Consider the following 14,300-nt stretch of genomic DNA (forward strand, 5'->3'; position numbering starts at 1 on the left):
TAAGACATATTTCGGATTTCTCTCGTTAAATACTGTTTTATGTAGGATTTCGACCATGGTCTAGTCTCACTGAGCTGTTTTGCCAATATCAACAGTGATATAAAGGTTTAAAGCGCTAATGGATGAATGATGAAAAAAGCGCGTAGATCCCTCGAATAGAAAGGAAGCTCAACATGCAATTTCCCTATAAAAACATTGTCATACTTACAGGTGCTGGTATCTCTGCAGAGTCAGGGATCCGGACCTTCAGAGCTCAAGACGGTTTATGGGAAGAGCATCACATCGAGGATGTTGCCACGCCTGAAGGTTTCGCAAGAAATCCGGCATTAGTTCAAACCTTCTACAACCAACGCCGAAGACAATTGCAGTCAGGTGTTGCTCCGAATGCTGCTCACGAAGCGCTGGCAAAGCTGGAACAGGAGCTGGAAGGATCACTGACTGTTGTCACACAAAACATCGACAATCTTCATGAACGTGCGGGAAGCGAAAACATTATCCATATGCATGGCGAGTTATTGAAAGCGCGCTGCAGCGGTTCTAATCAGGTGTTGGATTGGAAAGATGACATCATGGTCGATGATTTATGCCATTGCTGCCAAATGCCATCGCCAATGAGGCCACATGTCGTCTGGTTTGGTGAAATGCCACTTGATATGGACAAGATTCATACCGCCTTGGTAAAAGCAGACCTATTTATCTCGATTGGTACGTCGGGCTCTGTTTATCCTGCAGCAGGGTTTGTGCACGAAGCGGCGATTAATGGCGCGAGAACGATTGAAGTGAACCTGGAACCGAGTGCTGTAGAAAGTGAGTTTGATGAAAAGCGTTATGGAAAGGCGAGCGTTTTGGTCCCAGAACTGGTTGAAGAGATTCTTGCACTGCAAGATTGAGCTGGTTTGACAATGAGTGATAAAAAGCGGCCATTGGCCGCTTTTTGTGTGTTTATTGACCCGCTTTCAGCTTTTGGAAGTACTCTTCATAAAGCACATTCGCTTCGCCAACTGAACTTTGCCATTCACCTTTCTCCATCACATCTTGTGGTGGGTAGATGCTTGGATCGTCTTTGAATGCTTTCGGTAGGAGAGGGTAAGCCGCTTTAACCGGAGTTGGGTAACCGATTTCGATAGCCAGTTTCGCTGCATTCTCAGGACGTAGCAGGAAGTCGATCATCTTGTGTGCAGCGTCCACGTTTTTCGCTGTCGCTGGGATCGCAAGGCTATCCATCCAGAAAATCGCGCCTTCTTCTGGCCATACGATGTCGACGGGTGCGCCTTCGCTACGAGCGATGTAAGCAGAACCGTTCCAAAGCATACCCAGTGCAACTTCACCTGCCATATAAGGGTTTGCTGGGAAGTCTGAGTTGAACACCAGCACGTTTGGCATAATCTTCTTTAGCTCATCGTAAGCCGCTTTGATTTCTTCCGGGTTGGTGGTGTTAGCCGAGTAGCCGAGTTTGGTCAGCGCGATATGGAAGAATTCACGAGCGTCATCCATCATCAGCAGTTGGCCTTCGTAGTTAGGACTCCAAAGGTCGGCCCATGAGTTAACAGAGTCTTTTTCAATAAAGTCTGTATTCACACCAATACCTGTAGCGCCCCAAATGTAAGGGATAGAGTATTGGTTATCTGGGTCAAACGGCTTGTTCAGGTTGTTTGGATCAAGGCCGTCGAAGTGGCTGAGTTTGCTTTTATCGAGTTTTTGCAGCATGCCTTCGTCGCGCATCTTCTTCACATAGTAAGTCGATGGCACAACCAGATCGTAACCTTCAGGGTGTGTTTTTAATTTTGCATACATGCTTTCATTTGACTCGTAGGTTGAGTAAATGACTTTGATGCCAGTTTCCTCAGTGAACTGTTCAAGCACTTCAGTAGGAATGTATTCTGACCAGTTGTAGAAGTAGAGCTCTTCGTCAGCAACAGCAGCAGTAGAAAGAAGAGAGAAGGACAGGGCGCTTCCTAGCACAAACTTGGACCAGGCTTTCATCGAAAACTCCTGTAGTTTTTTGTTGGTATGAGTTAGTTAGAATAATGGGTGGTTTGAACCATCCGTGACTGAAAAATGCGAAAACAACAGAGGGGAACGACCTTGAAGGTTGATCCCCTCGTATCATTATCGCACTTTGTCGCGTGCCAGCATCTGAGAGCAAATAACCAGCACGAGAGAGACGATAAGCATCAGCGTCGCCAGAGCATTCACTTCTGGAGAAACGCCAACCTTAACCATTGAGTAGATTTTCAGTGGCAAGATTTCGTAGCTTGGACCCGTCACGAACGAACTAACGATGACGTCGTCCAAAGACAGGGTAAAGCTTAACAACCAGCCTGCAGCAACGGCAGGTGCGGCCAGAGGCAGAATGATTTTTGTCAGAATCGTCCACTCACTCGCAGCTAAGTCTTTCGCTGCTTCAAGCATACGTGCATCAAAACCATTCAGTCGGCTGTAAACCGTCACGACAACAAACGGCAGACAGAAAGTGATGTGTGACAGCAATAGGGTCAGGAAGCCCAGTTGTGCGCCCATCAACACGAACAGTGCCAATAGCGAGATTGCCATTACGATGTCAGGAGACATCATTACCACGAACAGCATGCCATTCACGAAGCCTTTACCGCGGAAGCGATAGCGGAACAGGGCAACGGCAGTCAGACTGCCGATAACCGCCGCTGCGGTTGCAGAAAACACAGCAATGGTCAGTGAGTTCCACGCCGCCTGCACCAGGCTGTCGTTATTCAAAAGCAGGGTGTACCACTTGGTGGTAAAACCTTTCCACTCCATACCGAATTTACTTTCGTTAAACGAGTTAACGATAAGAATGACGATAGGGATGTATAAGAACGCATAGACCAGCGACATAAAGCTGGTACGGAAAAACTTACTCATTCCAGCTCTACCTTCTTGTTAATCAGTTTGCCAACACGCCAGTAGGCGAACAGCATAAGACCCATCAATACAGTCAGGGAAATACTCGCTGCTGAACCAAACGGCCAGTCACGAACATTCAGGATCTGACTCTTGATGACGTTACCAATCAACAGGTTCTTCGCGCCGCCCAGCAGGTCAGATACGTAGAACATACCCAGTGCTGGAAGCAGAACCAGAAGACAGCCAGCAATGATGCCCGGCATGGTCAAAGGCAAGATGACTTTGATAAATGCCTGAAGCTTGCTTGCGCCCAAATCTTTCGCCGCCTCAAGATAGCTGTTGTCCAGCTTCTCGATACTTGAGTAAAGCGGAAGAATCATAAATGGCAGCAGGATATAAACTAGGCCAATCATCACCGCATACTCGGTGTACATAATACGTAGTGGCTTATCGATAATACCCAGCGTCAGTAGGCCTTCGTTAAGCAAACCACGGGTACCCAAGAAAATTTTCAGGCCATAAGTACGGATCAGTGAGTTAGTCCAAAAAGGAATAATCACCATAAACAGCATCACAGGACGCCATTTCACTGGCATGCGCGCAATAATGTACGCAAACGGGTAACCAATCAGCAAACAGAGCAGAGTAGCAATGGCTGCCATGTAGAATGAATGCCAAACCACCTTCGCGTAGAGCGGGTCCATCAACTTGGCGTAGTTGCTCAAGGTGAAGGTCATCTCAATCAAGTTTGCGTCATCGCGGGTAAGGAAGCTGGTGACAATAATCATCAGGTTCGGAATAAACACGAACAGCAGCAACCAACCTACAATCACGCCAATGATGGCGTTTTGGAGATTAAGCTTCTTCATCAGGCAGTACCACTTCCCAGCTTTCAACCCAGGTAATCGCAACTTTCTGATCCAATGAGTGGTCTACATCTGGATCGTCTTCATTGAAGAACTCGCTGACCATGACTGACATGCCAGATTCCAGCTCAAGCACTGAATCCAGCGTCATGCCCTTGTAGTTGCGCTCGCGAACGTAACCGATAATGCCATTGCCAGAATCTGCCGCTTCGATTTCTTCGATACGCAGATCTTCAGGGCGAAGCAGAACTTTCACACGGTCACCCGCTTTGACGTCCAACTTACAGTAAACCTGACACTCACGGCCTTCGATGGTCGCAGTAATTCGCTGCTCATCGATGCGCGAGATGACATCTGCATCGAACACGTTGATTTCGCCAATGAAGCGCGCAACAAACAGGTTTGCAGGTTCTTCGTAGATTTCGCGAGGGGTTCCATCTTGGACTACTTCACCTGACTTCATCACAATGATGCGGTCAGACATCGACAGGGCTTCTTCCTGATCGTGAGTAACGAAGATGAAAGTAATGCCAAGTTTACGCTGGAGCTGTTTCAGCTCCATCTGCATTTGTTTACGTAGTTTGTAATCCAGCGCAGAGAGCGATTCGTCCAATAGCAATACTTTAGGTTTGTTCACCACAGCACGCGCGATAGCAACACGTTGTTGCTGGCCACCAGAAAGCTGGTGAGGTTTACGAGGGGCGAATTGCTCGAGTTGAACCATACGAAGTGCTTCCATCACACGAGGTTCGATCTCACTTTCAGCGACTTTCTGCATGCGCAGGCCGAAAGCAACGTTGTCGAACACAGTCATGTGTGGGAACAGCGCATAGCTCTGGAATACGGTATTTACATGGCGTTGTTCTGCGGGGATAGCAGTAACATCCTGCTCATCGATGATAACTTGGCCATCGTCTGCATCTTCAAGACCAGCAATCAAACGAAGTACTGTGGTCTTGCCACAACCTGACGGACCTAGAATGGTTAAAAACTCACCGTTGTTAATTTCAAGATCGAAGTTTGAGATGATCTCTTTTCCATCGAAGCTCTTACACAGTCCTTTCAACTGGACAACGGGTTTTTTAATTGGTTGTGTTGCGTTCAATTCTACTCTCACTCCTTACACCGCGGGCGATTAGCTAAGTAAAAATTCCCCTAAAAATAGACGGCGCATGATAGACGCGCGAACCATGAAGTTAAAGCGTTTTTTCATGTTTTATCGGCAATTTTTCGCCCAAAAGTTGACGCGGTATCGGAAATTGTAGAAACCGCGAGCAAATCCGATTCTTGTGACCTGCGTCGATAAATTGGAGACGAAGGCGTTCGGTAGTATAGACCGTTAATGTGACGCCTAAAAATGCGACACCTTGAGACGTGTCCAAAAAATATCACCTATAACTTTAAGAGTGGGGAAATTTCTTAGGCTAAAGACAAAAGTTACTTTGCTATGAATAAACAACAGTTGAGCAACGCACTTCACGTTGGCGGCACCTTAGAGAATGCGCTGAGCGGTAACTACAACTTAAGTGCTTCCAGTGTGGTTCAGGAAGCCGTTAAGCTGACGCAGAAGCATTTTTGGCAGTTCCTGCCAGCTACCGTCGTTTTGACCATGGCGCACATCCTGATTTTCCTGGTGGCGCTGACCATTATGAATGGCACGCCTTATTCGGTGATGGAAGCCTTCATTGGTAAACAGCAGATGACGCCTGATCTTATGGCATCAGCGCGGATTGCTGTTTTTGCAGCCACAGTCCTGTCAGCGCCCCTTTACGCAGGGGCAAGCTTAATGGGGTTGAGTCATGCCATTGGATTCAGAACTAAGCCAAGGCATATCATCAAAGGTTTGGCTTATGCACTCGCCGTAACACTGGCCATGAGCTTTATCAATGCTCTGCAAAGCTTTAGCAGTCAGTTAATACCACTGTTGGGTATCTTCCTCGGTATCACCTTCTCTATGACCATTTTGCTGATCTGTGAAAAGCGCCTTCGGCCGGTAGAGGCGATGATCGTTTCATTTAGGGCGATTATCAAAAAACTGATACCATTAACGTTGGTTTACATCGTCATTGCTGTCCTGTTCGTGTTTTCTTATGCAACCGCAGGTTTGGCGCTGGTATGGGCGTTGCCATTTATGTTCAATGTGAAGGGCGTGCTTTACCGCGAAATGTTCGGTGTTGGTATTGAAGTGACCGTGTCACAAGAAGGGGATGATGACTCTTCTTCTGACGATGGCAACAAAGAGGTTTTCAACGCTTAAATGAAGCTTCCCTATGCTGTATTGGCTTCGGCTCTATTAATTTCAGCGTGTAGCGACGCACCACAAACTCCTCTCACCGTAGACAAACTCCAACCGGCTTCTCCACCACCTTCAATGGTCGAGAAGCCTGATTTTGCTTCCTACAAAATTGTTGATGAGAAAAAGAAAGCGTTTGTGGCTTTTATGAAACCTGGCATCAACTATATCAACGGACTGATCGAGAACGCACGCACGCGGCTCATTGGACTGGAAAAAGGCAAAACACCAACGGATGAAGACGAAGCGTTTCTTGCCCGTGTGGCCGAGCTGTTTAATCTGCCACTTCCAGAAGAGGGCGCGGACAAAAAATGGTATCAAGAAGCCCTCAAGCGTGTGGATGTGATACCTGTAGATCTTGTGTTAACTCAGGCAGCCAAGGAATCTGGGTGGGGCACATCACGCTTTGCCCGCGAAGGAAATAACTACTTTGGTCAGTGGTGTTACACTTCTGGCTGCGGCATGGTGCCAAGTGCACGCTCGCAGGGTAAAACCCACGAAGTCGCCGTGTTCAAAGACACTTATCAATCAATCCGCGCGTATTTTCTGAACGTCAACCGTAACAAAGCATACGCTCAGTTACGTGATATCCGTGCTGACCTGAGAAAATCAGGTGAACCGATTTCCGGCGTTGCTTTGGCTAACGGATTGAAAAGCTATTCTGAGCGCGGTCAAGCTTATGTCGATGAAGTGCAAAGCATGATTCGATACAACGAGAAGTATTGGAGCCAAGGATGATTAAAGGACTTACGGCCGTCTTGCTGGCAGCTGTAATTTCATCACCTGTTGCTGCGGCGCAGGTAAAGTTCAGTTATAGCAAGCTTTATACCCAGCTCAAACATAACTACGGTGAAGACCATCCAGACGTAAAGATTGGATATTTTATGGTCTCTCCTTCAACAGGAGCGACTTGCCAAATCACCAAAGCCTGGATGACTAAGAAAGAGCACTACGAGGAGTTTGATATCCCGGCTTCACAAGAGCTGCCTCTGCCCATTGATAACTACCTGCGTAAAGTGAATCCGGATGTGTTTATTGAAACGGCGGGTGACCAAGCTTGTGATATTTCATTCCAGGTCTTGGCAAAGAGCAGTTTTGGTACTGAGGTGACGGAAGAAGAGGTCAGTAATCTTGTTCCTCAAATGACGACTATGATGCAGGATTTAGGTGGCATGTTTGCTTCATGGTTTATGCCCGAAGTGGAAGGAGTAACTGTCCACTTTGCTGATACCCAACCTGAGCTGAAAACGTCAGAGGGTCGCACCATCAGTGTGGATGGTAAAGTCGCCGTTATCCGCGCTGATGAGTTGAAAAACGGAGAGCGTGTCTTTTTTCCTGAAGTACCGTTGAAAGTCACACCATGGATTCCGCAAAGTTAATGGCGGAATACCAAGAATCAAAAAGCCCGCAATCGCGGGCTTTTTTGTACCTAATGCTCAGCTTAGTTGACCTGAACGACATCCAGCTTCATTGACGGGTCAAATTCAATCACGTCATCTTCTGAAGGCTGTGTATCACCGAACTGCTCTTTATCGAAAGCAGTATCACCGCCGTTGATCACGCCAGAGTCTTTGTCGATAGTCTTGAAGTCAAACAGTTCGAAGTCTGCTAAATGTGATGGCACCACATTTTGCATGGCACGGAACATGGTTTCGATGCGGCCTGGGAAACGGCGGTCCCAGTCGCGAAGCATTTCTTTGATCACCTGACGTTGCAGGTTTGGCTGCGACCCACACAGGTTACAAGGAATAATCGGGAACTCGGCTGCTTCTGCATAACGCTCGATATCTTTCTCACGGCAATATGCCAGCGGACGAATAACCACGTGCTCACCGTTGTCAGAAACCAGTTTAGGAGGCATGCCTTTCATCTTGCCGCCATAGAACATGTTCAGGAATAGTGTTTCAAGAATATCGTCACGGTGGTGACCTAGTGCGATCTTGGTTGCGCCTAGCTCTTTAGCCGTACGGTAAAGGATACCGCGACGCAGGCGAGAGCATAGCGAACAGGTGGTTTTACCTTCTGGTACTTTGTCTTTAACAATCGAGTAGGTGTCTTCTTCTACAATCTTGTACTCAACGCCAAGACCGTCAAGATACTCAGGCAGCACGTGCTCAGGGAAACCCGGTTGTTTCTGGTCCAGGTTTACTGCAATAAGTTCAAAAGAAATCGGTGCGCTTTTCTGTAGACTTTGCAGGATCTCCAACATGGTGTAGCTGTCTTTACCACCACTCAGACAAACCATGATACGGTCGCCATCTTCAATCATGTTGAAGTCTGCAATGGCTTGGCCAACGTTACGGCGAATGCGCTTTTGCAACTTATTCTGGTTGTACTTTTGTGCTTTCGTGATTTCTTGATTCGACATGTTAATACTAAGTGCCTCTAAAATTTCTCTACGCGATCAAGCCAGCCAATGGCATATGGTGATGGCACATCGCTCCCCGATGCGAAGGTTAGGCGCGTATGATACGGATTTCGTGCCAGGATGCCAGTGTCGAAAGGAAATAGACTCAAAGTCATAGACAAAGAAAAAGCGCCATTCGGCGCTTTTCAAAATTATCCTCTTAGCCCAAGCCAACATTGGGCGCCAGCGGGCTGACATAGCCATCAGGTTTTATCGCTAATACATCGCAATTGAGCTGATCGATAGTGTGCTCGGCAGTATTACCAATAAAGATCGCTGACAAACCAACACGACCTGTTGTCCCTAGAATCACGAGTTCAGCGTCCAATTCTTTGGCAACGGCCGGAATAACATCCTCCGGCAAGCCTTCCATACAGAAAGTTTGTTCTTCAACAATGCTGTGTTTTTGGCGCAGCGCTTTCATTTGAAGGAGGTGATGGCCCCTAACAGCATCAGTGTAGGATGCTGGATCAAACTCTGGAAGCTCTATAGTGACATTCACCGGTGTAGCAGGATACGCATTGACCAGATTGACTTCTGCAGTGAGGAGTTTGCTCATGGCTTTTGCTTCATCGATGAGTTTGTCGTTGAGCGGTTCATGGGTTTCATTCTCAGACGAAACGTTCACTGCTGTGAGTATCTTGCCGTTTTCAGGCCAGCTATGCTCTTTGACTAAAAGCACCGGACAAGGACACTTACGCAGCAAATGCCAGTCGGTTGGGGTAAAGATTAATGAGCCTAGTTTATCGTGTTGGTGGGTCGCTTTGATCAATAGGTCATGGTCGCCATCAAACACCTTAGCGATCATGCTTTCATAAGGGCGATTATGCCAGACAACGTGTTTAACGATGTCGATTCCTTTAGACGCATTTTGCTCAACAACTGAATCTATCCACTCTTCACGCTGTTTAAGTACACCTGCACGCATCGCCTGACGTTCTTCTGCTGACAACATTGAAGTCATCTCATACGAAAAGTCATAGATAGCAAGGAACAGAGTGATTTTTACTGGCGCAGAGGATTTCCTAGCGATGTCCATCGCACGGGAGAGAGCAGGTTGTTCTTCATGGTCGGGATCGATAGCGACGAGCAAGTTGGTATATCTATTCATAACAACCTCCAGCTTAGTGATGCCGATACTTTAATTTAACCTATTGTGGCAGGATGTTGCGATAAATTCAGATGGATAAAAGCAAAAAAAGAGAAATGGCGCGTATAGCGCCATTTCGACATTTAGGTCTAGGGCAGGTGTTTACTTGGATACGCCTGCTAAATGGCTCAGTTCTTCGTGATCAAGAATAGTGATGTATTTGCCTTTTACACTCAGGATTCCACTTTTCTGGAAACGGCCCAGCAGACGGCTTATGGTTTCTACGGTCAAGCCAAGGTAGTTACCGATATCACCGCGTGTCATGGTGAGGCGGAATTCTTTTGCTGAGAAACCGCGCGCTGAAAAGCGGGTAGACAGGCTGTGAAGGAATGCAGCAAGGCGCTCTTCGGCATTCTTTTTAGAAAGAAGCAGGATCATTTCCTGGTCGCCTTTAATTTCACTACTCATCAAACGCATGATTTGCTGACGCAGTTTAGGCATTTTGCCTGAAAGGTCATCCAGGATTTCGAATGGGATCTCACAAACCATCGATGTTTCCAGCGCCTGAGCAAAGCTAGGGTGGGACATATGGTTAATGGCATCAAAGCCAACAAGGTCACCAGCTAAGTGGAAAGCCGTGATTTGTTCGTCACCTTGTTCTGTAATGGTGTAGCTCTTGATAGTGCCAGAGCGAATAGCATACAGAGAACGAAGTTGATCACCTGCTTGGAACAATGGCTGACCTTTTTGAATCGGCTTTTTACGCTCGATAATTTGGTCAAGCTGATTCAGTTCACTCTCGCTTAACGTAAATGGGATACAAAGCTGACTGATGCTGCAGTCCTGACAATGGATTGCGCAACCACCAGATTGAACACGTTTAGTAGGAATTTTGTCTTGAATCATGAGCCTGCTTAGCCATATTGATTTTAGTCAAGATCTTACCATTTCCGGAAAAGAAAGCGAGCCTTACTACAACTGATTGTATACAGAATAAGCGGTAATAATTCCGTACATTAGCAGTATCAAAGATGAGAGTTTTCGGAATGTCATATTGTTAAGGAGACTCTTGGTTGCCTCTGCAGCGGTGCCAACCAAAAGCATTGCAGGAAGTGTTCCTAAACCAAATGCGACCATTATCAATGAACCATGAAACGCATTTCCAGCGACAGCTGCCCAGCTCAGAGCGGAATAAACCAGCCCGCACGGTAGCCAACCCCACAACATACCAAACGGTAATGCTGCAAGCGGCGATTTCAGTGGAAGCAACTTGGAGGAAAGTGGAGAAATTCGTTTCCAAAGCTGCTGTCCAACGCGCTCAACATAAGCAAGGCCATTCCAGAAACGACCGATGTAAAGCGCGAGAAGAATCATCATCACTGCTGCGACTAGCCTCAGCCAAAGGAGATCCTGCGTCAATTGGGTAACGCTCAAAACACCAGAAACCAGCCCGCCAGCCATTGCACCAATCAACCCATAGGAAAACAGGCGGCCACCGTTATAAAAAAGTAAGAAGGGGAATTTGCGTCGGTTTTGGGGTGTCCCCATAGAAACTGCGGCAGCAACACCGCCACACATACCAAGACAGTGGCCTGCACCTAGCAGGCCAACCATGAATGCAGCAAAGAGATCAGTAAGTGGCATTTACTCTTTTTCCGACTTAACGCTACCAGTTTTCTTTGATTCGGAAGAAGGATCATCTTCATCAAGAAGAATGTTCATACCTTGCCTTTCCAAATCTTCAAATTGCTCGGATTTTACCGCCCAGATAAAAATACCAACGGCGACACAGACAAGAACAATAGCGATGGGGATGAGAATATAGAGACTTTCCAAATCGTTACACTCCCTTCAGCGTTTCGACTAAATCTTTCTTAAACAAACGAAGCGAGTTTGTAACGACGATTACAGAGCTGCCGGACATACCTGCTACAGCCACATAAGGCGCGACAAATCCCATCACCGCCAATGGCAAGATGACAAGATTGTATCCTAATGCCCACGCTAGATTCTGACGAATGATTTTTTGTGTAAAACCTGCCAGTTTGCGTGCATCTAACAGTTTGGTCAGATCATCGCCAAGCAAGACCATATCGGCAGAAGCTTTCGCGACATCTGTACCGCCACCCATCGCTACGGATAGATGAGCACCAGCCAATACGGGGGCATCATTCACGCCGTCACCAATCATCATGGTGATTTGATCACTAGGTAAAGAATTTAAGTATTCAAGCTTACCTTGAGGCGAAACACCCGCGACCAATTCATCGATACCAAGTTTGTTAGCAACTGCTTGTGCCGTTGCTGAGTTATCACCCGTCAGCATGGTGACTTTGATACCAGCCTCGTGGAATTTGTCTATAAGCGTTTGACTGGATTCACGGATAGGGTCGACCAAAAGAAAGGATGCAATTGCTTCGCCATCTCGTGATAACCAGATTTGATGGGCGCTATTTGCAGCGATATCTGTATTGTTCAGTGAAAACTCAGGTTTACCGATTTTCCACTCCTTGTTACCGAACTGGCCTTTCAAACCTTCGCCAATCACGTTTTCTACGTTTTCTATGCCGTCTTGCTTCGAACAATTACTAAAAGCCTCAGCAATTGGATGGTTTGCATAGGACTCGAGAGAAGATGCTATCGCCTTTGCTTGCTCCACATCGATATCAGCGTAAAGCTGAGTGTCAGAGATAGAGATATTACCTTCTGTGAGCGTACCCGTTTTGTCTATAACAACACGATTGATTCGTGTGAGCGTTTCAAAGACGTGACCGCGGCGGAGTAAAATCCCAAGCTTGCCGAACGTTGATGTTGAACAGGTAAGCGCGGTAGGTGTTGCCAAAGATAATGCACAAGGGCAGGTAGCAACGAGAACGGAAAGCATGATCCAGAAGGCATCCTCTGGACGATGACTCTGCCAATACCACCAAGTACATGCAGAGATGACAAGGATTGCCGCAACAAAGTAGCGCGCAACAATATCTGCTATCTCGGCGACCCTCGGCTTTGCAAGCTGGGCGGCATCCTGAAGTTGGACGATATGCGCGATGAGTGAGTCCTTTTTCTCTGCAGAGACTTCAACATCAACATTGCCATCGATATTCATGGTGCCGGCATAGACTTTGTCACCAATCTTGCGTGATTCGGGCATCGATTCACCCGTAAGCATCGACTCATCAACAGTGGTCACGCCCTCAACAACCATACCATCAGCAGGGAAGGGTTCCCCTGGGAGTACTCGCACTACATGGCCAATCGACAAAGATTTTGCGGGTATCTGCTCGCCAGATGAAAGTGTCGCCAAACGTGGTATCAGTTTGAGGAGGTTTGCACTTGCAGCCGCCGCCGTTCTTCGGGCTCGCATTTCAAGGAACCTGCCCACCAACAAGAAGAAGGTAAACATGGCGATAGATTCAAAGAACACTTCGCCTTTCCCAGTGACAGTGGCATACAGGCTGGCGAAATAGGCAAACAAAAGCGCAATTGAAACTGGAACGTCCATCCCAAGCGTTTTTGCCTTTAAGTTCCGCCAAGCGTTGATATAAAACGGCATTGCTGAATAAAGGAGTACTGGTGTAGCGAATATTAGGCTGACCCAGCGGAAGTAATCTCGGAAAGATTCATCCATGTCTCCGAACACCTCGAAGTACATTGCCACAGCCAACATCATGACCTGCATGGTTGCCAAACCTGCAATACCCAATTTAAACAGGTACTGCTTCATGGTGTGGTGATACTGAGCTTCCTGATTATCTGCCTCAAATGGCGCGGCCTTGTATCCCAATGCATGGATCTTGTTGAGCAGCGTACTCAGTTTAGTTTTAGATGGATCCCAACGAAGTGTCGCACGGTTAGTTGTGGTATTCACGCGAATACGCGAAACACCTTCTTGGTTGTTTAGCTGCTTCTCAATCAGCCAAGCGCATGCCGCACAAGACACACCGTCTACTGACAGCACAACCTCATCAATACCATCTTCATGGCGGACAAATTCTTGTTGGACATCTTCATTGTCATAAAGCGATAGCGACTGGAGCTCTTCGGGGACGAGGTTAGCTTTTTCTGCCGGAGCGGTACGGTATTCGTAGTAAGAGGTGAGGCCGCTTGCCACAATGGTCGCGGCGACTGCTTCGCATCCAGGGCAACACATAATGCGGTAAACGCCCTGAATTTCGACTTTATAGGAGTCACCGGTGAGAACCGGCTCTCCACAGTGATAACATTCTTTCGTCATTCCTTGCTCTGACCATACAACTCTACTGGGCCTTCAGATGGGAAATTCGCTCGGCCGTTTAATGCCCATGTTCCATCGAATGCGTTTACTTCAACATACCAAGGGCCAGTAAGCGGTTCGCTCAAAGCCAGTCGATAGCGGCCTGAAGCGTCAGCATTGACCATTTGTTCGATATCTCTATCAGCAAGCGTACGGTGTTGGAATGTGATTTTTAGAGTAGGGTATTGAGTAAGTTCACCTTTGTCCAAAGTGAAAATCGCAGTGTCATTCTGTGCAGACAGGAAAGCGGAGATGGCTAGCTCATCGGCTTTTTTCAAGCGCGATATATCGACGTTAATGCCTTTACCTTCTTTGTAGTAGTCTTCCGCGACGAGGGATACCTGATTTTTACTGAAAAGAGAAAAAGTAAAGAGGCTTGCAACGACAACGCTACCTGGGAGGGCTATCAGGAACCAGGGCCAGAACTGCTTATACCATGGCTTAATCATATCGCTTTCCTGTGTGAACTGAATTCTTGGGGAAAAAAGCCCCTGCAAGCAGGGGCTTAA

The 14,300-nt window shown here is 47.2% G+C and carries 15 protein-coding genes; 4 read left to right on the top strand and 11 right to left on the bottom strand.

Annotation, left to right across the window (positions count from 1 at the left end; all coding sequences use genetic code 11):
* Positions 1-173 precede the first annotated feature (173 nt).
* The gene (gene cobB / locus K6Q96_RS08440; RefSeq protein WP_251879480.1) at positions 174-890 is read left to right on the top strand and encodes a Sir2 family NAD+-dependent deacetylase; all 717 of its coding nucleotides are present in this window, start codon (positions 174-176) and stop codon (positions 888-890) included.
* Between the two features lie 52 nt (positions 891-942).
* Here cobB and K6Q96_RS08445 read toward each other — a convergent pair whose 3' ends face one another.
* From K6Q96_RS08445 to potA, 4 genes are all read right to left on the bottom strand, one after another.
* A complete protein-coding gene (locus tag K6Q96_RS08445) occupies positions 943-1,983 on the bottom strand; it encodes an extracellular solute-binding protein (RefSeq protein WP_251879482.1) in 1,041 nt (346 codons plus the stop codon).
* Positions 1,984-2,109: 126 nt separating this feature from the next.
* The gene (gene potC, locus K6Q96_RS08450; RefSeq protein ID WP_002537168.1) at positions 2,110-2,880 is read right to left on the bottom strand and encodes a spermidine/putrescine ABC transporter permease PotC; all 771 of its coding nucleotides are present in this window, start codon (positions 2,878-2,880) and stop codon (positions 2,110-2,112) included.
* Positions 2,877-3,734 carry a spermidine/putrescine ABC transporter permease PotB gene (potB, locus tag K6Q96_RS08455; protein WP_192815496.1) on the bottom strand — a complete coding sequence of 286 codons (858 nt, stop codon included), beginning with the start codon at positions 3,732-3,734 and terminating at the stop codon, positions 2,877-2,879. The genes potC and potB overlap by 4 nt, the downstream gene beginning before the upstream one ends.
* Complete coding sequence (gene potA, locus K6Q96_RS08460) at positions 3,718-4,833, bottom strand: spermidine/putrescine ABC transporter ATP-binding protein PotA (protein WP_251879484.1); 1,116 nt, start codon at positions 4,831-4,833, stop codon at positions 3,718-3,720. The genes potB and potA overlap by 17 nt, the downstream gene beginning before the upstream one ends.
* 342 nt (positions 4,834-5,175) lie before the next feature.
* Between potA and K6Q96_RS08465 the strand changes: the two genes are divergently transcribed.
* Genes K6Q96_RS08465 through K6Q96_RS08475 form a run of 3 tightly spaced genes read left to right on the top strand, consistent with a single transcriptional unit; the run spans position 5,176 to position 7,400 of the window.
* Complete coding sequence (locus K6Q96_RS08465; RefSeq protein ID WP_251879486.1) at positions 5,176-5,985, top strand: DUF2189 domain-containing protein; 810 nt, start codon at positions 5,176-5,178, stop codon at positions 5,983-5,985.
* Positions 5,986-6,759 (top strand): glucosaminidase domain-containing protein, encoded by a 774-nt coding sequence (locus tag K6Q96_RS08470; RefSeq protein ID WP_251879488.1) that lies wholly within the window; start codon positions 5,986-5,988, stop codon positions 6,757-6,759. It abuts the gene before it with no gap.
* Positions 6,756-7,400: a DUF2987 domain-containing protein gene (locus K6Q96_RS08475; protein ID WP_251879490.1), complete on the top strand. Its 645-nt coding sequence runs from the start codon at positions 6,756-6,758 to the stop codon at positions 7,398-7,400. The genes K6Q96_RS08470 and K6Q96_RS08475 overlap by 4 nt, the downstream gene beginning before the upstream one ends.
* A 62-nt stretch (positions 7,401-7,462) precedes the next feature.
* Here the strand turns inward: K6Q96_RS08475 and ttcA are convergent, their stop codons facing one another.
* The 7 genes from ttcA to K6Q96_RS08510 all read right to left on the bottom strand — a co-directional run bounded on the left by ttcA (position 7,463) and on the right by K6Q96_RS08510 (position 14,240).
* Positions 7,463-8,389, bottom strand: a complete 927-nt coding sequence (gene ttcA, locus K6Q96_RS08480) for a tRNA 2-thiocytidine(32) synthetase TtcA (protein ID WP_251879492.1) — start codon at positions 8,387-8,389, stop codon at positions 7,463-7,465.
* Positions 8,390-8,588: 199 nt separating this feature from the next.
* Entirely contained in the window at positions 8,589-9,539 is a 951-nt protein-coding gene (gene uspE, locus K6Q96_RS08485) for a universal stress protein UspE (protein WP_251879494.1), read from the bottom strand.
* A 141-nt stretch (positions 9,540-9,680) separates the two neighbouring features.
* The gene (gene fnr / locus K6Q96_RS08490) at positions 9,681-10,424 is read right to left on the bottom strand and encodes a fumarate/nitrate reduction transcriptional regulator Fnr (protein WP_251879495.1); all 744 of its coding nucleotides are present in this window, start codon (positions 10,422-10,424) and stop codon (positions 9,681-9,683) included.
* Between the two features lie 66 nt (positions 10,425-10,490).
* The gene (locus K6Q96_RS08495; RefSeq protein ID WP_251879497.1) at positions 10,491-11,162 is read right to left on the bottom strand and encodes a sulfite exporter TauE/SafE family protein; all 672 of its coding nucleotides are present in this window, start codon (positions 11,160-11,162) and stop codon (positions 10,491-10,493) included.
* Positions 11,163-11,354 carry a cbb3-type cytochrome oxidase assembly protein CcoS gene (ccoS, locus tag K6Q96_RS08500; protein ID WP_251879499.1) on the bottom strand — a complete coding sequence of 64 codons (192 nt, stop codon included), beginning with the start codon at positions 11,352-11,354 and terminating at the stop codon, positions 11,163-11,165. It lies immediately after the preceding gene.
* Between the two features lie 4 nt (positions 11,355-11,358).
* Positions 11,359-13,752 carry a heavy metal translocating P-type ATPase gene (locus tag K6Q96_RS08505; RefSeq protein ID WP_251879501.1) on the bottom strand — a complete coding sequence of 798 codons (2,394 nt, stop codon included), beginning with the start codon at positions 13,750-13,752 and terminating at the stop codon, positions 11,359-11,361.
* Entirely contained in the window at positions 13,749-14,240 is a 492-nt protein-coding gene (locus K6Q96_RS08510; RefSeq protein ID WP_251879503.1) for a FixH family protein, read from the bottom strand. The genes K6Q96_RS08505 and K6Q96_RS08510 overlap by 4 nt, the downstream gene beginning before the upstream one ends.
* Between the last annotated feature and the right edge of the window lie 60 nt (positions 14,241-14,300).

It is taken from the genome of Grimontia kaedaensis, assembly GCF_023746615.1.
In the GTDB taxonomy this organism is placed as follows: domain Bacteria; phylum Pseudomonadota; class Gammaproteobacteria; order Enterobacterales; family Vibrionaceae; genus Enterovibrio; species Enterovibrio kaedaensis.